The organism is Frankia sp. AiPa1, from assembly GCF_023243075.1.
In the GTDB taxonomy this organism is placed as follows: Bacteria; Actinomycetota; Actinomycetes; order Frankiales; family Frankiaceae; genus Frankia.
This window is the reverse complement of record NZ_JALKFZ020000185.1, coordinates 27,534-48,421: the sequence shown is the minus strand read 5'-3', so window position 1 is coordinate 48,421 and position 20,888 is coordinate 27,534. Positions and strand designations below refer to the sequence as shown.

The 20,888-nt window shown below is 71.7% G+C and carries 6 protein-coding genes; all 6 read right to left on the bottom strand.

The features are described 5' to 3' along the window. Positions 1-15: 15 nt before the first annotated feature. Positions 16-16,074 carry a hypothetical protein gene (locus tag MXD95_RS25185; protein ID WP_250643244.1) on the bottom strand — a complete coding sequence of 5,353 codons (16,059 nt, stop codon included), beginning with the start codon at positions 16,072-16,074 and terminating at the stop codon, positions 16-18. A 4-nt stretch (positions 16,075-16,078) separates the two neighbouring features. Beyond that, entirely contained in the window at positions 16,079-16,411 is a 333-nt protein-coding gene (locus tag MXD95_RS25180; RefSeq protein WP_250643218.1) for a hypothetical protein, read from the bottom strand. A 15-nt stretch (positions 16,412-16,426) separates the two neighbouring features. Next, entirely contained in the window at positions 16,427-16,867 is a 441-nt protein-coding gene (locus tag MXD95_RS25175; protein ID WP_250643217.1) for a YbaB/EbfC family nucleoid-associated protein, read from the bottom strand. Between the two features lie 105 nt (positions 16,868-16,972). After that, on the bottom strand, positions 16,973-19,975 hold the full coding sequence (locus tag MXD95_RS25170; RefSeq protein ID WP_250643216.1) for a hypothetical protein: 3,003 nt from the start codon (positions 19,973-19,975) through the stop codon (positions 16,973-16,975). A 3-nt stretch (positions 19,976-19,978) separates the two neighbouring features. Continuing rightward, a complete protein-coding gene (locus MXD95_RS25165) occupies positions 19,979-20,386 on the bottom strand; it encodes a hypothetical protein (protein ID WP_250643215.1) in 408 nt (135 codons plus the stop codon). 205 nt (positions 20,387-20,591) lie between these two features. Next, positions 20,592-20,888: a WXG100 family type VII secretion target gene (locus tag MXD95_RS25160; RefSeq protein WP_250643214.1), complete on the bottom strand. Its 297-nt coding sequence runs from the start codon at positions 20,886-20,888 to the stop codon at positions 20,592-20,594.

The following is a 20,888-nucleotide window of genomic DNA, read 5'->3' as shown; positions in this document are numbered from 1 at the left end:
AGGGTGTGGCCCCGGCTACGGGTTGCCGGTGCCCTTGGCGCCGCTTTCGGCGATCACCTCCGCGAGGGCGTCGGCCAAGGCATCGAGGGCGGGATCGGTCGCGGCTTCGGCGGGGACGGGCGGGAGGGCCGCGTAGGCCGGGGGGATCACGCCGGCCGCGTGGAGGGGAGCGGTGGTGTTGCCACCGGCACCCTGCACGTTCGCGGGGGTGGAGGCGCGGACGCCGATGCTGCGCAGGAACACCAGGGCGATGGAGCGTTCGGCCACCCGGATCACGAAGGACAGCAGGAGGTCGGCCGGGCCGGCGCGGTGGAAGTAGCGGCCGGAGCTGAGCTGCAGGATGACTGTACGCATGGCGCCCAGCACGATCCCGGACACCAGCGTGCCGGCCCCGGCGATCGCCCCGGCCGCGGCGGCGTCCCGCCCGTGCAGCTGGATGTACTTCGGCGAGATTCCGTAGGCGGCCGAGGTGCTGGCCGTGGCCGCGAAGGAGGCGAGGAATCCCACCAGCAGCGTCGCCTGGAAGTAGTCGTACAGGGTGGCCCGCCAGCGGGGCGGGTTCTCCGGGCCGGCCCACTCGTTGTCCCAGTGCTTGTCGTGGTTGGCCGGGTAGCGGGTGTAGTGCTTGCCGGAGTCGATGTTGGCGATGCCGTCCCGCCAGGCCTTCAGCGGGCTGCCCTGGATGTCGTGCAGGAGGGTGTTGCCGGTCTTGACGACCGAGGTGATCGCCGCGGCCGTGATGATGCGTTCGAAGTCGAGTTTCTGCAGTTGGCCGTAGTTGACGCCGGTGGCCGCCAGCATCCGGGCGGAGGTGTCGGTGAGGAACTCGATGCCGAAGTCGATGGCGAGACGCTGGGCGACCTGCCCCGGTCGGGCGGCGAACGTGCCGGCGAGACCGTCGGTCGCGGTGTACTCCAGGCGGTTGGACTCGCGCCACGACCGACTGTAGCCCCGGAACTGATTGAAGGTGCTGCGGTATTCCCACTCACGGCCGGCCTGGGTGTCAATAGCCCCGGTGAGGATCTGCCAGCGGCCGATCGGGCCACGCTCCCACACATTTCCCGACAGGGTGCGGAAACGCAGCAGATTCCCGCGGGCGTCCGTTTCCCGCCACTGCTTGTAGAATTTCTCCGTCTCCCGGAAAACGCCCGAGCCGGCAGGGGTTTCGACGCGTGCCCGGAAAACGTCGCCGTGGTCGTACTCCTGCCAGTTTCCGGTACCGCTCTTGTGGTCGGTGTGCCTCGGCGTCGTGGTGTATTCCCGGACCCGCCCGTCCACCAGTTCGCGCAGGACCGCCTGCCCATTGGTGGGAATGACGTCACGCCAGTCGGTGGCTGCGGTTCCCGGGGGAATATTTGCTTGCCAGCCGTTCCCATCCGGGGAACGCCATTCTCGCCGGGCCGTGGAATTCGCGACCGGGGCGCCGGTGGCGTCGCGCTTCTCGGACTGCCACGTGCCCGCCGCGTTCCGCCAGGCGAACAGTCCCGATCCCTTGGCAAGCGCGTACATGTCGCGGACACGCACCGTATTCCCACCGACGGTCTGGTAGTCGCGGAACGAGTCGTCCCAGCTCCCCTTCCACACTTGGTTGCGGCTGCTGACCCGCTTGCCGGTGTTCGTGCCGTCGGTCCAGGTCCAGTCCTTTCCACGATCGACGCTGCCCTGCCCGGTGACGGTGACGATCCCGCCCGTCGCCACGGCGACAGTGGGCCCGGTGGCGGCGGTGGCGGCGGTGGCGGCGAGCGCGCCGAGGGCGGCGGAGGTGGCGGGGGCCGAGGTGGCAGGGAACCGGTCGGTGCGGGCTACGATCTGGCCCATGGGGGTGCGGGTGATCGTGGTCTCGGCGCCGGTCGGGGTGGGACCCGGGATCCCGGCCTGGCTGAATCGGGGCAGGTTCGCGTCCAGATAGGACACGATGTTGCCGTCCGGATCGGTGTGCCGGACGACGAACTTCGGGGTAGAGGCGCCACCGGGCTGCACGGTGTCGATCCACGCGTGACCGCCACCGAGCATGTGCCGCTCGCCGGTGGTGCTGGTGCCGCTCTCCGTCCAGGGGAGGGTCCGCGGCGCGGCGGTGGGCTGGTTCCCGTCGAGCCCCTGCCAGCCCGTCGGCGTCTTCCCGATCGTCACGGTGTTGCCGTTGTCGAGTTTCACCTCTCCGCGGACGAACCACCCGTCGGTGCTGAAGTCGAAGAAGGAGTTGTCCGGCGCCACCAACCGGACTCCGCGTACGGCCGTGGCGGCCGTGGCGGCCAGACCACGTCGTTCCTTCCAGCGGAATACCTGGTAGCGGGAATCGCCGAACCAGACGCCGGACTGCGGGAAGTCGATCTGACCCCATTTCGCACCGAAGAAACGGGCGATCTGCCGATACGCGATGTTCGACACCGCCTCGGGGGTCTGCCAGAGCATCTGCGGCGGCTTCTGCTCGGCGTAGCGGGTGATTTTCAGGTAGTTCCCGTTCGCGACCGGCTCCAGCCGACCGGTCTCCTTGCCCTGCGGGGAGAACTCCTGGTAGGTGGGGCCGATAGTGGTGTTACCCGCGCCGTCGGTGAGGAGGCTGTACTCCCGGTAGTGCAGAGCGTGCTTGAACGAGTTCACCGCCGTGTAGTAACGCTGGGCGAACTTCACGGGGCCGGGATTACCGGGTGGTACCAGGTCCTTGACATGCCGACTGTCGTAGGTGCGCACGCCCTGCGTCATCAGGCGGCCGTCCTTGTTGTACCGGAACCATCGCCAGCTGCTGTCGGCCTGTTTCTCGGCGCGGACCTGGCCCTTGTCCAGCGCGGTTCGGCCCTCCCGGACGACGACGTCGCGGATCGTGCCGTGGGCGTGGTCGGTCCAGACCGCGCCGTCGGACTCGACCCCGAACGTCCGGGTGCCCCGGGCCACGTGCGCGCCGAGCAGGCCGGTGGGACCGGCGTTCCATTCGTGCCAGTAGCGCTGCCCGTCCACGGCCCGTAGCACCTCCAGCACGTGCCCGCCGCCGAGCACCTCCCGGGAGTAGAAGGGGCTGCCGTCCGCGCCGATCAGCCGCAGGCTGCCGTCCTGCATGACCGTCGCCGTGCCGGTGCTGTTGTAGGCCGCACGGGTGGTGCCGTCGGGAAGGGTGCTGGTGAACCGGCCGGCCGCGCCGTGGCGGGTCCATGACGGCCTCGCGGCGCTCAGGTCGACCCGCAGGTGCGTGCCGTCCGCATTGCCCCTGCGGTCCAGGACGGAGATCTGCTCGCCGACGAGGCGGCCGTCCGGGGTGACCTTCTGCCAGTCACTGCGGCCGCTTCGCCCGCCGGCCCCGCTGATCCGGTAGTAGCCGCCCGCGCGGCGCACGGTGACCGCCACCCTGGTGCCACCGCGCAGGTTCAGCGAGAACGGCCTGGTCGTGAAGGCCCGGTGGTTGAGGTGCAGGTAGCGGCCGTCCAGGACGGCCCCGCCGGGAGTGCGCAGTGGGATGTCCTGTTCGAGCAGGTTGTTGCGGCTGTCGAACGTCCAGCGTTCGTGGTTGCCGGGGCCGGACAGCCGGAATCTGCCGCCCCCGGTCGGGGTGACCGTCCACGCGCGGGTGGTGATCATCAGGTCGGTGCTGGTGGCCGTGTGCGTCGTCCAGTCGATCTCGACGTGGCCCATGTCCCGCTGGGCTGGGGTCGGATGGGTGGCGTGCGTCATCCGGACGCGTTCGGCGACCAGGGTCCCGCCCGCGTCGTAGGTCGGCCCGTCGCCGCGTGGGTCGCGCAGCTCGATGGCGCCGCTCGCGGTACGGGTCAGCGTCCACACGGCCGGGGCCGGAGCTGGGAATGGGAATGGCCCGGCGGCACCGGCGGGCGGGCCGGGGGGGTGGAGGGTGGCGGTGCCCGCGGCCCAGTCCAGGACGACGTTGCCGGAGGCCCGTCCGGGCCGCGCCCTGGTCCCGGCGGGGGGTGCCGGGTCGCTCAGGGTGAGCTGTTCGAGCACCAGCGTGCCGTGGGTGTCATAGCGGCGGTGGTCACCGGCCCGCCCGGGGGTGGTGTCCCGTACCTCGTAGCCACTCTGACGAGCCACGACGGTTCGTCCCGCCACCGGTGCGCCGCCACGGCGCAGGGTGTAGTGGCCGGCGAGTCCGACGGTCAGATCTGCGACGATCTCGTCCCCGGCGGTCTGGGCCCCGGTGGGGTCACGCGGGACGACGGTCTGGTGCGTCAGGGTGCCGTCGGGGGCGAACACCTGGCTTTCGGGACCGTCGTCGAGGCGCACCCCACCGCCGCCGCCGCTGGCCCGCCACGCGCGGGTCACTCCCAGCGGGTCGACGGTCGTCGCCGTGGACGTCGTCCAGTCGACGTCGAGGTGGCCGAGGGCGCGCAGCACGGCGGGGCGCAGCGGATGGGTGAGATCGAACCCCTCGCCGACGAGCCGCCCACTCGCGTCGAACCGCTGATAGCGCCCGCCGGGGCCATCCATCCGAAACCCGCCCCCGGACGTCGGGGTGAACGCCCGGGGCGGCGCGGGCAGCGTCGTGGGCGCGGCACCACCCATCGGGACGGTCCCGCCGACGGTGCTCGGGCCGGCGACGGTCGTGGTCACGGTGATCGCGGTGCCGGTGTGCCAGTCGAGGTCCACGTGGGTCAGGGTGCGTGCCGCCGGGTGGGGATGGGTCAGGTTCGCCGCGTCCAGCACCCGCCGTTCGGTGCGCAGCCGGCCATCCGAGCCGAACGTGCGGCGCAGCCCGCCCCGGCCGAGCAGGTGGAAACCCGTGCCGTCCACCCGCGCCTGCCAGGTGCGGGTGCTGCCCGACGGGTCGACGGTCGTCGCCGTGCCGATCGACCAGTCAATCTCGACGTGACCGAGCGGCACCGGCGCCAGGGACACCCCCGGTGCCGACGCCGTCGTCGCCGGGCCGCGCGGGACGGTCCCGACCGCGGCGGCGGGTCCGGTCAGGGGCAGCCGCTGGGCGACCAGCTCCCCGTCGACGTCGAGTGTCAGCACGTGCCCGCCGGGGCCGGTCACCGTCGTCCCACCGTCGGATTCCGGCGTGACCCGCACCGGTACCTGGGTGCCGTCCGTCCGGATCAGCGTCGCGGTGCCGGCGACGTGATCCGTCACCAGCCGCCCCCGGGGCCCGCCCGCCAGCCCGATCCCAAGGTCCGTCGCGAGCCGAGCGCCGTCGGCGCCATAGGTGCGGAAGTTCCCGCCGGGCCCGTCGACGCGCACCCCGCCATCCGGCTGATGGTGCACCGTCCCCCGCAGCACCGGCTGCCCGCCCGCGTCGACGATGACACCCCGCGGCGGCCGTCCGCTGCTGGCCGGGAACAGCGTCGCCCGCAGCCGCTCTCCGCCGCCCAGCGCCACCTCGTACGGGATGTCGCCGGCGCGGTCGGCGTCCCGCAGCATGCTGGGGTCGACCCCGGGCGGCAGGACGAAGCCCGCCGGCGGACCCGACGGCACCGGCGCACCGGACGGGCCCGCGACCACGGCCCCCGCTGTCGGATCGACGGGCACCTCGGTGGACGACCCCTCGGAGGGCACAAGGGTGGACGGCACGGCGGTGACGGGCGGCAGCGGAGGAGCTGCCTGTACCCCGATGCCAGACGCAACGGGCTGCACGGACTGCGGCGTCGGGGGGACGGCTGGCGCCGTCACACCCGTCGTCACGGCCATCGGGGTGACCGTCGAGGTAGCCGTCGGGATGGCCGGCCCGCTGGCGGGTCGGGGCCGCGATCCCCAACCGAACCATCCCCCGCCCCTGGCTCGTCCACCGCCGTTGAGCAGGGAGAGCAGCAGCCCACGCGCGCCGGGACCCTGCAGCTGCGCCTGCGGCACGGTGAACGTCCCGGTCGCGGTCGAGGGAAGCGGCAGGGAGTTGGCCAGCGACATTCCCGTCGTCGTGAACGTCGCGGCGGCTGGGGTCATGACGGCCGGCGCCACCGCCGCGCGCGGCGGCGAGACCGACCGGGCCAACCGGACCGGACGCGTCGTGACGGGCGCCGCTGCACCGACGACGTTGGACGATCCCGCCATCACGGTCGTGGAGGATTCGGCTCCGGTGAGGTTCGCGGAACTGGCGTCGGTGATGGTCGCCGACTCGGTCCCGCCAAGGTTCGCCGGGGCACCGACAAGGTTCGCCGGATCAGTGCCGCCGAGGTTCGCCGACTGGACCCCGGGAACGGGCGTCGACTCGTCCTCGGAGTCGGTCGCGGTGTTCGGCGGCTCGGGCTGGGGGCGCTGGGACGACTCGTCCGCGCCGCCTCCCAGCCTGCCCGGCGGCGCCCCCCGCAGAACGGTGGCGACCATGGGCGCCAGGGTGCGGGTCAGCGTCGACCGGAACCGCTGGTCGGCGCGAAGACCCTGGTAGGCGGCGAGGATCTGCTCGTCGGTGAACTCTGCCTGGCCGTCCGCGGGTTCGGGCAGCTCGCGGCGCACCCAGCGCAGCAGGTCCTGCTCCTGCTCGGACCGGATCGGAGGGGAACCCACGTCGGTGTCGGTGTGCTCCGGCTCCGGGCTCGCCGCGGACGACGCCGACGCCGACGGCCACGGGGCTGGCGAGATGTCCAGGTCGTCGGCCTCGGCCGCGCGTACGGCGGTCGGGGCGGGAGCGGGGAGGTCCGCCAACCGGACTCCCCGCACGTCGAAGGTCTGCTGCCGACCGTCGGGAGCCGTCAGGTGAAAGCCACCCTCGTCGCCTCGGGTCACGGCCCAGTCCCGCGTCACGCCGGACGCGTCGACGGTGCGCGCGGTGCCGGCCGTCCAGTCGATCTCCGCGGTACCCAGCGTCTCGGGACCGACCGAGGTGGTGGGAGCCGCGGACAGCCCGCCGCCGACCGGAGGTGGCCCGGTGAGCGTGATCCGCTGGTTCAGGTTCAGCCCGGTGCGGTCGACGTCCCGGTAGTCCCCGCGGTCAGGTCGGTCGCCGGTGACGGTGATCCGATAGCCGTCACCCTGCGGGGTCGCCTCGAGGTCGGGTGCCGCCTCCCCGTCGATGAGCAGCGTGAGCGGCTGGGTCTGCGCGGTGGGAACGTAGTTGTGCCGCACGACCATGTCCGCGTCGTTGTCGACTCCGGGTCCGTAGAGCTCGACGTCCTCCTCGTTCAGCTGCCCGTGCATCGAGTACAGCCGCTCACCGGCGCCACGCAGCCGGATGTCACCGTTGTCCTCGATCCAGAACGACCAGTCGCGCACGCCCCCGGCCGGATCGATGGTGGTGGCCTGCCCGGTGGTCCAGTCCAGGATGAGCCTGCCGGCGGACCGCTGTGGGTTGGACGACTGCCAGCTGTCCACGTCGTCGCGTGGCCCGGGGGCGGCTACGGGTTCGTAGGCGTTCATCTCATCGGCGAGCAGGGTGCCGTCCAGGCCGAGGCGCAGTACCCGCCCGTCCGGACCAGACAGCGTCATCCCGGTGGCGGTGCGGACCACCTCGGCATCGACCATGCGCCTGTCGGGATGCTCGATCACCGCCCGGTCCGGCGAGTCCTCGTCGAACGCGACGTGCCCCCAGGTCCAGGAGGGATCGTCGCGCTGCTCCGGGATCTGGATGGCACTGGCGACCAGCCGACCCGAACCGTCGTAGTCCTGGTAGGCGCCACGGCGGTCCTCGACGCGGAATCCCCCGTCGGGGCGATGCTCCACGATTCCAGAGATGATCGGCATGCCGGCACCGTCCTCGACGACGCCATGCGGCGGACCGGAATTCTCTGTACCGGCCGGGATGGGCCGCAGCCACCAGCCGTCGGACAGCTCACGGGTGTCAACGGGCCCCCGGGAGCGGGAGGGATCGCCGGCCTGCTCCGGGACCGGGGCGGCGCTGGCGACCAGGCGGCCGACACCGTCGTACTCCTGGTAGCCGCCACGGCGATCCTCGATCCGGAATCCCCCGTCGGGGCTATGCTCCACCGTTCCGGTGATGATCGGCGTGCCGTCGCCGTCCTCGACGACACCGCGCGGCGGATCAGGGCTCCCCAGCGCGGCCAGGACGCCCCGCAGCCGCCGGTCGTCGGTCAGCCCGCGGGCGTAGGGGACCTGGCCCAGCACGTTCGGCAGGCCGAGCTCGCCGATGTCGACGCCGGGCGGGAGCGCGACGTCGACCAGGCGGTCGAGCTGGCGGAGATCGGCCTGGTGCTCGAGCAGGTCGGCCTGCTCGCCCGAGGCCACGGCGAGCGCGTTCCCCGCATCGGCGAAGATCAGCCGGGTGCCGTCGAGCTGGGTGCGGGCGAGCTCGGCGGACAGCCCGAGCCCGCCCGTGGGGGCGTTCTGGGCTCGCCGGTACTGGCTGATCGCACGCACGTAGAACTGCCGGGCCTCGTTCAGGTGGTCGGCGGCCTGCTCGATCGGATGGGTCGACATTCGCGGGCGGGGTGGGCGGGCAGCGAAGGTGTCTTCGACCAGGCTCATCCCCGAGCTGAACGAGGGTGCCGGCTGCGGGCGGAGGGCCTGCGAGCCGGGAGCGAACGGACCGCGAAGAATGGTTTCCCACCGGCCTTGCCCGCTGCTGTCCGGCTCCGGCGGGGGATCCACGGCGGACGTGCTCGCCGGGGCCGTGGCCGACACAGGAGCCGTGACCGACGCAGGGCTCGTGACCGGCACCGAGGCGGAATCGTAGGGGGGCGGGGGGGCGGACGGACGCCGGTCGAACGGCTCCGCGACTTCCACCGGGACACCGAGGTGGTCCGAGAGCAGGCTGGCCGTGTTCGCCAGGTGCCGCCGCAGCGCCGGTTCCGGCACGGCTCCCCGGATCCCGGCCCGGACGTACCGGCTCCTCGACGTGTCGACGACGACCCAACCACCGTCCGGTCCGCGCATCAGCTCGCCGTGGGACCGCACCGGCCGGGCCACCGTGCCACCCAGCTCGTCGAAGCCGACCGCCACTGTCGGCAGCCCCTGTCCGGACAGGCCCGCGACGAACTCCGCCCGGCTGGGCACCGGCTCGCCCTGGTTCTCCCGCGCGCTCGCGGCCCAGTGATACAGCTCGTCGATCGCGTCGGGAGGCAGCAGCGACTGGGGGTCGGAGCTGCCGAGCAGGACCTCGCTGTCCCCGACCACCGCGAAGGTGAACACCGCGCCGGCCGGCGCGCCCTCGAGATGCTTGGCGGAGAAGTCCGCGAGCGGCGTCCAGAACGGGTTGATCCGGACGAACCCTCGGTCGTCATGCTCGCCGTCGCGGATCCACGGCGGGTACTCCTGCGTACCGAACCGCTCGTCCAGCTCGATCTCCCAGGGCCGCGCGTTCGGCGCGGGCGTGTATCCCGGCGGCGGTGAGTCCGGTCTGGGGGGCGGCACCAGCGGGTTCGGCGGCGCGGCGGCGGGCTCGCCCCCGGGCGCGGCGGCCGGTTGGAGCGTGGGCTGAGGAGCCGGCTGCTGCCCACCGCCCGCGTCGGTCGGCAGTTCGGGCTCGTCCTCCAGCGGCCCGTCGCTCGGGCGCGTGGACCCGAACGGCGCCCGACCGCCGTAGGTACCCGGATTCTGCCGCCGCCACTGACCCATCGCCTCCTCGTAGACCGAGCGCACGGTCTCCACCCGCGACGGCCTGCCGGTCACCTCCCCCAACTCGGGGAGGTCGGCGAGCGCGGCCCGCGCGTCCTCGAGATCACGCTGGGCGTCCGCCAGGGCGGCGGTGCTCTCCCGCTGTCGGGGGGTCTGCGGTTCCTTGCCGCGCCCGGCCGCCGCCGAGCTGGACGCGCCGTCCGGGCCGACCCGCGGAAAGGCCCCGTCATACCGCGCCTGGGCCTTCGACATCTCGAACTCGGCCCGCAGCACCTGGGCCAGTGCCTCATCGACCACCGCCACCTGCGCCGGCTCGGTGATCCCGAGCCGGCTCGCCCAGAACGACGCCGGCATGTGGCCCGGCAGGATCAGCGGATCCGTCTCCTGGGGCTGTGCCGTGTCCTGGTTGGTCGAGGCAGGGGTGTAGGGCGGTGGAGCTTGTTCCTGGGGATCCGGCGTTTCGAACAGTGCGTCAGCGGCCGGCACGACCCGCGGTGCCGGCTCGGGCTGCTCCGCCGGCGGCTCGGGAACCCAGGCAGGCCCGGCGGACGGACGGGCACCGCCATAGGTACCCGGATGATCCTTTTTCCATTGCGTGAGCGCCTGCTCGTAAGCCGATCGCACGGTGTCGATGCGTAACTGTGTATCGTCAAAACCGTGTAGCGCCGGAAGATCATAAAGGCGGTCCACCGCCTCGTTCACGTCGACCAGAGCGAGGGCCTGGGCGGCGATCGCCTCCAGCTGACGGCGCGTCAGCGGTTCCTTACCCAGACCGAAAGCCGCGGCGGTGGACGTCCCGTCCGCACCGATCCGCGGATGCGCCCTCACCGCCTCCTCATTGGCCTGGCGCAGCGCCTCCTCGGCCCGAAGCATCTGCGCCCAGGCCGCATCGATCGCCGCCACCGAGGCATCGTCGGTCACACCGAGACCACCCACCCAGTACCGCGGCGGCATCGTCCCGGGCAACTCCAGCACATCCCGCGTGGCCACCGCCGGACCGGCCGCCAGCTCGGCCACCCCGTCGCCAGGCCGCGTCGCCGTCTGCTCGGCGAGTGGGGCCAGCTCGGCGGGTGGGAGAGACGCCTGTCCGGGTGGGAGGGCGGCCTGTTCGGGGGGTGGCTGGGGTGGTGCGTAGGGCGGCGGGTCAGAGGTGACGGGATCCGCGGGTCCGGGCGGGGGCGGAGCCGGGGCGTGTTTGAGCATCTCGTAGACCACCGGCCGGCCGAACCGCTCACTGAGCCGTCGGGTCACCTCCTCCATCCACCGGGTCAGATCCTCCGTCGAGACGTTCTTGCGAACCTTCACGCTCATGTACCGGCCGGACTTGTCGTTGATGACCAGCACGCCATCCGGCCGCAACCGCAGCTCACCGCTCAGCCGCCCATCCCGCTGGACCGCCACCCCCGACTTGTCGAACCCAAGTGCGATCGTCGGATGACCCAACCCCGTCAAGGACCCCGTGAAACTCTCCAACGACTCGGTCTTCCCCGCATGAAAACTCTCCGCCGCCTCACCCAGCAACTCCCGCAGCGTCTCCACCTGCTCCCGCCCGACCACCACAGGAGAACCCTCGGCACCCTCCACCGGACTCGCGGGCAACGTGTCATAGAACGCCGCCAGATCCACCCCCCTCGCCGCCGCCTGCGCGATCGACTCACTAGCACGCACCGCCGCCAGCTTCTGCATGTCCTGAAGCTCACCCGCGGAAAGAACCACCGAATTCCCACCAGCAGCCAGCAGATCCGACAGCTTCGCCACCGCCGCGTCCGCCGCCGCGGCCTTGTCCGCACGCGCCCCGATAATCGTCTGGTGCAGGTCCGCGAACCTGTTCGGCTCAAGAACCGTCTCCGGCTCCTCGCTACCCAGATAGATCAATCCATTGTCCGCCACCGCATACTGCCACAACATATCCTGTGCGGCACCCTCGAGATGCTTGGGTGAGAAGTCCCGCAGCGCGGTCCACAGTGGATTGACCCGAAGCATCCCCTCCGGGTCCTTCTCTTTATCCTTCACCCCCTTCGCCTCCAGCGACGCACCAAGCGCGGTCGTATAACGCTCCGGCTGACCCGGCAGCCAGTCCGCCGGGGTCATCATGTTCCGCACCAACGGCCCAGCCACCTGCTCATACGATGGCGGCGCGTCGGTCATCACGACGTCATCCGCCGGCACATTCTGGGACTGGGTCTGGGCAGCGGTGGCAGGATTCGGGGCTGCGGGCTGAGTCTGGGTCACGGTGGCCGCCGGGGTGACGTACTTGAGCATCTCGTAGATCACCGGCCGACCGAGCTGCTCACTGAGCCGACGCGCCACCTCCTCCATCCACCGGGTCAGATCCTCCTCCATGATCTTCCCACGAACCTTCGGGCTCATATACCGACCCGACTTCTCATTGATCACCACCACACCATCCGCCCGCACCCGCAGCTCACCACTCATCCGCGTATCCCGCGACACCGCCGTACCCGACTCGTCGAACCCAAGTGCGATCGTCGGATGGCCCAACCCCGTCAAAGATGCCTTGAAATTCTCCAACGACTCGGTCTTCCCCGCATGAAAACTCTCCGCCGCCTCGCCCAGCAACTCCCGCAGCGTCTCCACCTGCTCCCGCCCGACCACCACAGGAGAACCCTCGGCGCCCTCCACCGGACCCGCGGGCAACGTGTCATAGAACGCCGCCAGATCCACCCCCCTCGCCGCCGCCTGCGCGATCGACTCACTAGCACGCACCGCCGCCAGCTTCTGCATGTCCTGAAGCTCACCCGCGGAAAGAACCACCGAATTCCCACCAGCAGCCAGCAGATCCGACAGCTTCGCCACCGCCGCGTCCGCCGCCGCGGCCTTGTCCACCCGCGACGTCACGATCTCCCGGTGCAACTCCTCAAGCTGACCCGGTGCGAGCACCTCCTCCGGCTTCTCACTACCGAGATAGATATTCCCGTTGTCCGCCACCGAATACGGCCACAGCGTGTCCTCCGACGACGCCTCGAGATGTTTCGGAGAGAAATCCCGCAACGACGTCCACAACGGATTCACCCGAATCACCCCCTCCGCGTCCTTCTCCGCGTCCTTCACATGCTTCGAGGTCAACGACGCACCAAGAGCAGTCGAGAAGCGCTCCGCCTGACCCGGCAACCAGTCCTCCGCCGACAGCGCGTTCCCCACCACCCGTCCCGCCCTCTGCTCAGCCGACGTCGGCGCATCGGCCATCACCACGTCCGCGGCCGGAGCGGCGGGCACGGCCGGAGCGGCAGGCACTGCGGGCTGTATCGCCGGGGCGAGATCGGGATTCCCCGTGACCTCGGGGCCCGGTCCGGCCATGCCCGGCTCGCGGGTGGTCGCGGCAAAGACGCTGGCACTCGCCGTGCTCACCGCGGGCAGAGCGGCGAACTGACCCTGGGGCGCGGTCAGACCGGTAGTGGTCAGACCGGTATCGGCGGCGACCCCACGGGCGTCCGGACCGGCCACCAGAACCCGCAGATCGACTGGCCGCAACGGCGGCCGGTGCAACGGCAGCACACGGTGCGTGCCGTCGAGCTGCGTCTCCAACCACACGAGACGATCACCGACGTTGAGTAGCCCCACCCCGTGCCGGGCAAGATCCGGCGGCCCCGCGACCAGAAACGCCGCCGCACCCGGACCGAGCTCCCGCACCTGATCAAGCACACCGTGCCAGTTCGGGATCCGCTGCCAGGTGCTGCCCACCAGCCCGGCGAGTTGCTGCCCGGGCCCGGTCGTGTCATCGCTGGACCGGCCCGTCGCGGTGATGCTGGGCTGGCCCGTTCCGGTGATACCCGCACCAGGGGCCCGCACCGGCCCCCACCAGGCGCGGGCCGCCTGGACCAGACGGACCATGCAGTCGGCGACGGCGCTGGGCCCGTCACCGAAGGATGCCTGTAGCGCCATGAGCACCGGCTCGACCCGCGCCTGCTCGGCCGCCGGTAGCTCATGCGCGCGGGTTGGTTGCGCGATCGGCGTCGGATACAGCTCGGGAAACAGCGTGGGGTCGACGACGCTCGGCAGGCTGTGACCCGGCGATGGCACCGAGGCGGTCAGCGTGGCGCTGCCCGCCCCGACCGGCACGGGCAGGGGGTGGCCGGCCGCGGAGAAGGAAGCCGTCACCACCGGCCCGGTGGACAGGAATGGCGCGTTGCCATTCCTGTCCACGTCAACACCAGATCTCGGCAGCACGGACCCCGCGTGCTGCTGAGTCTGATCCCAGGGCAAGCCGTGATCCACGCCGATGCTGTGGTTCGCCTGCGACGGGTGCACGGGCTGGAGCCCGGGATGCGGCTGGACCGCGGGATTCGGTTGGGCGGCGTGGGTCGGCTGGACGGCGGGATTCGACGCAACGGCGGAGGAGACCGCGGCGGACGGGTCGGGTTGGAGGAGCGGATCCGCCAACGGGTCGAGCGTCTGGACCGGCTGGGCGGTCACCCGCACGGGCAGGCCGGAGTTGGCCCCCGGCACTGGCTGCGCCGTTCCTGGCACTGGGTTGCCCTCGGCCGCCGGAGCGGGCGGGCTCACCGAGTGCGCCGGCATGGGCGCCGACACAGATGAGGACGCCGGAACGGGCGCCGCAACCGGGGGGGACGCGGTCGAGGACGCCGGGACAGGCTCCGGAAGAGGCGCCGGAACCGGTGCGGGCACCGACGAGGAACTTGGGACAGGCGCCGGAATCGGAACCGGCGGATTGGCCGGCGCCGACGGGGTGAGCGAGGCCGGCGCCGCGGCGGGCAGAGCCGGCCCGGTGGGTTTGGGTGTACCGGCCAGGACAGGCTGGCCATTCGGGCCCGTCACGCCGGTGAAGGCACCCGCCGCGACGTTCGGGCCCTCGGCGTCGAGCTCCCCCGTTCGGGCGATGTTGGGGTCCGTCGCAGCGGTGTAAGAGGTGTCCACGGTTTGGACGCTGAACTGCGATGCGTCATCCCGGATCGAGTTGGTCTCGGACCAGGACTCGTCAGGTCCCGCGTGGCCGTCGATGACTGAGTGCGCGTGCAGGTCGGCGCCGGGGAAGGCGCCCAGGTCGGGCAGGTCCCGGCTGGAGAAGACATAGGCCGGCGGCGCCTCGACCGGGACGTCGGGAACGTTCAGATCCGGCGCATGGCTCGCCGACGGCGCGGCCGCGGAAACGGGAACGGGGGGGATGGCCGGCGCCTCACGCCCGGGGACCGGTGGGACGGCAGAAGTCGCGGGAACAGGAACGGCCGGCGCCTCACGCCCGGGGACCGGTGGGGCCGCGGGGACGGTGGCCGCGGGGACGGGGACAGCTGGCGTCTCACGCGCGGGGACCGCGGGAATGGCCGGCGCCTCGAACTCGGGAACGGGAACGGCGGAGACGGGGACGGGGACGGCCGGGGAGCTCAGGGCGGGGGCCTTGAGCTCGGGAACCGTGGTGTCCTCGGCCGCGACGTCCGGGGCCGTGAGGGTCGAGGCGGCGATGGTCGGGGCCGTGAAGGTGGGGGCGTCGAACGTCTTCGGGTCGGGCACGCTGATCGTGATCGACGAGACGTCGTCGGTCTCGTCGATCTGGATCGATCCCGAGGCGCCCGTGGCCGAGGACTTTCCCCCTGCGCCGATCACCGTGCTCGTGCCGCCCGACGCCTTCGAGGCGCCGCCGGTACCGGAGTCAGAGTCGAAACCGCCGTCGTCGTCGACGTTCACCGTCGTCGCCGGGTCGGGCAGCGTCGGCACGTTCGGGAGGTCAGGTGGGATGATCCCGATGGCCTGGGCACCTTTGCGACCACCTCGGCCGAGGCCTCCCGCGGCGTGTTCGGTGCTGCCCTCGACGGCGCCGGAGATGGCGTCGTCGACCACCGAACTGAACCCCCACTGCCCGTCGACCACTCCGGCGGCGAAGATGCCGCCCCCGACCTCCAGCACGACGGAGAACGCCGTGCCGATCGCCATGCCCGCGATGGGGTTGCCCGCGCCCTCGCCGATGCCGATGGTCTTGAAGAATGCGTCGGCCTTGCCCATGAACGCCTTCATGCCGGGCAGGGCGAGCAGGCTCGACGCGCTGGCGGCCAGGCCGTACTTGACCATGTGGGCGAGCTCGCCGCCATCGATGCCGCCGCGCAGGCCCTGCAGGATCTGCCAGGCCTGCGCGACCAGCGACGAGCCGGGCATGAACAGCATCTGCATCGCCACGATGTGCGACGCCGTCTTCGCCGTCTCCTTCGAGAGCACCCGCTGGATGATCGTGCGGGTGGTGATGATCCGTTCGGCCGCCTCCTCCACCTGGCCGAACGCCGCCTCGATCGCCGCGATCGCCAGCTCGATCTGCATGAAGATGAACATCACGAAACCCTGCTTGCGGGTGTAGTCCATCTGCAGGTGCTGGCGACGCAGCAGTTCCGCCGCGGCCCGCAGCAGCATGCCGCCCTGCAGCAGCAGCTTCGGATCCTCGACGACGAACTGGGAGGTCTGCTCGACGAACTTCTTGCCGGGCACGCCGCCGACCGTGGCCTTGACCGAGCGGATGATCTGTTCGAGCTCGACGGCGAGCTGGTGGATGACCTGGTCGGCACCGGAGTCGAGGTCGTCGGCGAGCGACCGCATCACCGGGAGGCGCGCGCCCGGCAGGCGCATCCCGGTGAAGGAGTAGATCGCCTCGTCCATCGACTTCGACATGAGCTCAGCCCTTGGCCCCGCCAGACCAGCCGCTGGCGTGCGACGAGGCGCCGCTCTCGGTCTGGTCGCCGATCTGGCGGACGGCGTCGAGCCGGTCGCCCTGGACGCCGATCGCCGTACCGAGACTGGTGTAGATCTTCCCGAAGGCCGTCATGATCTGGTGGAAGGTGGCCTTCGCGTACAGCGTCGCCTCGTCCTTCGCGTCGCCGGCGAAATCGACGCCGGCGATGCGCGCGAGCCACGTGCCGAACGTGCCGTAGTCCCCCTGGAGGGTCTTGATCGCCGGCACCTTCGCCGCGATCTCGTCGCCGTCCTGCCGGATGAGGCGGTCACTCACGGCCGCTCCCGCCGCTCATCGCCACGCCCCGGGCTCGGCCGGCGGCACGGGCGGCTGGCCGTCGTCGGGCATGTTGCGGACGAACATGCCGGTCAGCTCGTCGACCAACTCGTCGATGGAGGCCATGTCGGCGAGCCGGCCGATGGGGGGCAGGCCGCGCATGAGCTCCTGCATGCCGGCGAGCGCCCGTGCCCGCGCCCCCTGACGGGCCTGTTCGAAGGTCTTCACCAGCAGGTCGGCGAGCTCGGCCGGGGCGAGCTCGCGGTAGGCGTCCCCGCGGAACCTCAGTTCACGGATCTCGCCCTGGCCACCGACGGTCACCGACAGCAGCTTGTTGCGATCGGTGGCCTGGAAGCTGACCTCGGCGCCCTCGGTGCGGATCCGCGCCGTGATCTCCTCGGTGCGGGCCAGTTCCGCGAGGGCCGACTCCATGAAGCTGTCGTCGAACATCGCCATCCGGTTACTCCTTTCTCTTGTCCCTGTTCGTCTGTTCCTTTTTTGTCGATGTCGTCGGCGTCGTCGATGTCGTCGGCGTGCCTGTCCTTCGATGGCCGTGGGAGGTCACCCGCGCCGACGGGTGTGGTCGCGGGACGGTGAGGTGGGGGACACGGGCGGGCTGTGGGGCGCCTCGGGGTCGCCGGCGGCCGGGCCGTCGCCACGTCCGATGACGGCGGGGGCGCATTCGGGGTCGGTGCCCCAGACGTCCTCGTCCTCGGTCAGCCAGGTGTTGCGCTGGCGTTCCCGGGACTGGCCCTGGGCGGCCTGGCCCATGCCGCCGCCCATCCCGCCCATGGGCATGAACGGCATTCCGCCGCCGGACGCGCCCGCACTGCCCGATCCGGACGCGCCCAGCGCGGACGAGGTGCCGGCGGCCCCCGCGGCGCCGGGCAGCCCCGCGCCGAGACCGCCGCCCAGCGAGCCGAGGCCCGCGAGTCCCGCCTGGGTGGCGACGCGGGCCGCCCCGTCGGGCATGCCGGCGGTGCCGAACGCGCCACCACCGCCGCCCGGGACGGTCTGGATCAGCGGCTGGCGGATGTCGCCGACGTTCACGCCGCCCGTGCCCCCGCCACTCAGGCCGCCCGGCCCGCCGACGTCGACCCCGTCGATCGTGGTGGGGAACGCGGTACTGGGCACCGAGGTGCCCGACAGATCGGACAGGCCCGACAGCCCCGCGCCGGAGGCGCCGGTGCCGCTGGTGGCGTTGGGGCTGAGCAGCCCGGCCTGCTGCAGGACGGCCTGCTCCTGCGGCGTGATCGGGATCGAGTCGAGCTGGCCGGTCTTCGCCAGATCGGCGAGCTGGGTGGGGCTGAGGTCGCCGAGCGAGTGGATGCCCTCGGCGCTCGGCCCGAGCAGCCCGTCGTGGCGCAGCTGATCGAGTTGCGCGCCGGTGACCGGCACGTTGTCCAGCGCGCCGGCCGAGTCCAGGGCGGACAGCTGCGCCGGGCTCAGATCGCCCAGATCGTTCAGCGCGCCGCTGGTCGAACCGAGCATCCCCGCCTTGTCCAGGGTGGAGAGGTCCTGCGCGGACAGCGGGACGTTGTTCAGCAGCCCGTCCTTCTGCAGGGTCTCGAGCTGCTGGGGCGTCAGGTCACCGAGGCTGCTGCCCGCCGCCGCGGGCATACCGGCCTGCTGCAGCGCTGCCGCCTGCTCGGCACTGAGCGGTAGGCCATCGAGCGCACCGGCCTGCTGCAGAGCCGACAGCTGCTGCGGGCTGAGGTCCCCGAGCGTCTTCGGCGTGCTTGCGCCCAGGCCGCCGCCCAGCCCGTCCAGGCCGGACGTCCCGGAGCCCGAGGTGCCGGTGCCCAGCCCACCCAGCCCACCCAGCCCACCCGGTCCGGCGAGTCCGGCCACGCCGCCACCGCCGTCCAGGCCGCCCAGGCCATTCAGGCCGCCGAGTCCGCCGAGGTCGCCGCCGAGACCACTGAGGCCACCGCCCAGGCCGTTGAGCCCCTCGCCAAGACTGCCACCCAGACCGTTCAGGCCATTACCCAGATCACCACCCAGACCGCTCAGGCTGCCGCCGAGACCGTTCAGCCCGCCGCCCAGCCCGTTCAGGCCATTGCCGAGGTCACCACCCAGACCGCTCAGGCCGCCGCCGAGACCGTTCAGCCCGTTACCCAGATCGCCACCCAGGCCGTTGAGTCCACCGCCGAGGCCGTTGAGCCCGTTGCCGATCCCGTTGAATCCGTTGCCGAGCCCCTCGCCGAGACCGTTCAGCCCGCCGCCCAGCCCGTTGAGCCCGTTGCCCAGCCCGTTGAAACCGTTGCCGATGCTGTTCACGAGGCTGTTCCAGTCGTCACCGCCGAGGCCACCACCACCCAGGTCGGTCGGGGGCGGCTGACGGGGAGGCGGCGGGGGTGGCATCTTGGCGAGCTTCATCGCCCCGCGGGCATCCCCGAACGCCTTGACCAGGTCGCCCGCCGCCGTCACCGACGGGGCGAAGGCGCTCTGCACGTGATCGGCCCACTGTTTGCGTACGGCGGCGTCGACGAGCAGCCAGGACGGCGGGCGCAGGACCGCGAAGTCGCCGGTGACCCCGCTCCAGGCCGGAAAGGTGATCATCATTTCCTGCCAGGTGCCGTCGTAGTTCTCCCCCAGCTCGCCGCGGATCCGGCCGGCCTCCCACAGCCCGCCGCTGTGGTTGAGGTCGGGGTCCGTCCCCTCGGTGTCCCACACCTTGGCCCCGTCGAACATGGCGACGATCAGGTTGAACGGATGCACCCACACGCCGGCCGGGCCGGGCAGGGCGGGCCTCGTCTCGCCCTGCGCCGGCTCGCCCAGCCAGTAGGCGTTGTCCTGCTGCAGCTTCGTCACGAACGTGCGCGCGGCCGTGACGGCCTTGTCCAGCGGCCCCTTCCACGTCGCGGCCGCCTCGGGAACGCCCTTGAGCCCGCTCTCGGTCGCGACGACCTGGTCGCGGAACGCCTGCGCGGCCGAGCCCTGGAACGCCGCCGCCTTCGTGTCGATGCCGGTGACGTCCTGGTCGAGGCTGGTCAGCACGCCGCCGGCCCAGGTGCCGATGCCCGCGAGCGCCTCGTTGACCCCTTCCAGGGTGTCGGGGTCGAAGGCGTAGCCCGGGCCGACCAGGCCCTTCGCGATCGCGCCGGCCGCGTTGGTCCACGCCGATCCCAGGGCCATCAGCGGGTTCGACGCCGCCGTGGCCGTGCCGGCCTGTTCGTCGGGGGTGGTCGAGTTGTGGTTGTCGTCTTCGGTGCCGCCCCGGGCACCGACCCACAGGGTCAGCCACTCGTAGTTGCTCATGGAGTCGCTGGACATCCAACGCCAGAACGTCAGCGCGCCCTTCTTGAAGCCGGGCTTCCCGCTGCCGAGCGTCGAGTAATGCTCCTGCCGCTTGTCGGGGATCAGCCACAGCGGCGCCGCGGCGCTGCGCACCGTGTCCGGGCGCAACTGCGCGTCGGTGCCGGCGCCGGTGTAGGAGCCCGCCCCGTTCTGGCTTCCCTGCCCCTGGTCCTGGCCCTGGCCGCTGTTGACCACGCCTCCGGTCGTGCCCAGGGTGTAGCCGAGCAGAGTGCTCAGCACGTCCTCGATCTTGTCGGTCGGCACCTGTCAGCTCCCCGTCTGGCCGCCGCTGCCCTCGGTGGCCGAGGTGGTCGAGACCGGGATGAACGACTGGAACTCCTGCGCCGACATCGTGGTCAGGTGCTCGACGGCGTCGGTGTCCTGGAGCAGGTACTCCAGGCCCCACCGCAGGTTCGTGGCGTCGGAGTAGGTGGAGTCGACCCGACCGGCGAGTTTCTCGCGGATCTTCCCGAGGTCCTTCGCCAGGCCCACCGCCTCGACGAAGTCGGCACCGCCGAGGCGCAGCGTGAACTCGTCACCCAGCGAGAGCCGCGAGTCCGGGTTGGTGCCCCACTGGTAGTCCGTCATCCTCGTGTCGATGTCGTCGAGCAGGCCCTGGTACTTGTTGCGCAGACCGATGAGGGTCGGCTCGTCGATGACGATGTTCTCGGCCACCGTGGTCTCCTGTCGCTGCCGTCGCCGGGTGGGAGGGGGGCGGTGCTGCCGCCGGGTGCGGTGGGACGACCGCCGGCGGGTGGACAGCGGCTGCGACCGCCACGGCCGGACGGCGCCGCGGGTGGAGGGGATCACCACGCGGTACCGCCCGGCCGCCGCCACGGCCGTCGCCGGGATGCCCGGCGTGGGGCGCCGGGCGCTCGGCCTAGATGAGCTGGCCGAAGACGCTCGCCCCGCGGTTGTCCCCCAGGACGTACTCGTTGTGGATCTCCTCGAGCCGCTGCTTGCCCAGGGCGAGGGCGGCGTTCATCTCGGTCTGGCCCTTGTTCCACTGGATCTGGGCCAGCCCGTAGTTCTCCGGCGCCTGGCCGGAGTTCGCGGCGGTGAAGGCGTTGACCTTCGCCACCAGGTCCGACAGCGAGTTCTCCAGCTTCGTGTTGACGAACTCGAGCTCGGAGGCGGTGTCCAGTGCGCCGTTCGGGCTGAACTGGTAGGTAGCCAT

Coding starts and splice junctions, on each gene's coding strand:
- MXD95_RS25185 (WP_250643244.1), bottom strand. CDS start 16,074: ATGTCGAAGTCGATGGACGAGGCGATCTACTCCTTCACCGGGATGCGC.
- MXD95_RS25160 (WP_250643214.1), bottom strand. CDS start 20,888: ATGGCTACCTACCAGTTCAGCCCGAACGGCGCACTGGACACCGCCTCC.
- MXD95_RS25175 (WP_250643217.1), bottom strand. CDS start 16,867: ATGGCGATGTTCGACGACAGCTTCATGGAGTCGGCCCTCGCGGAACTG.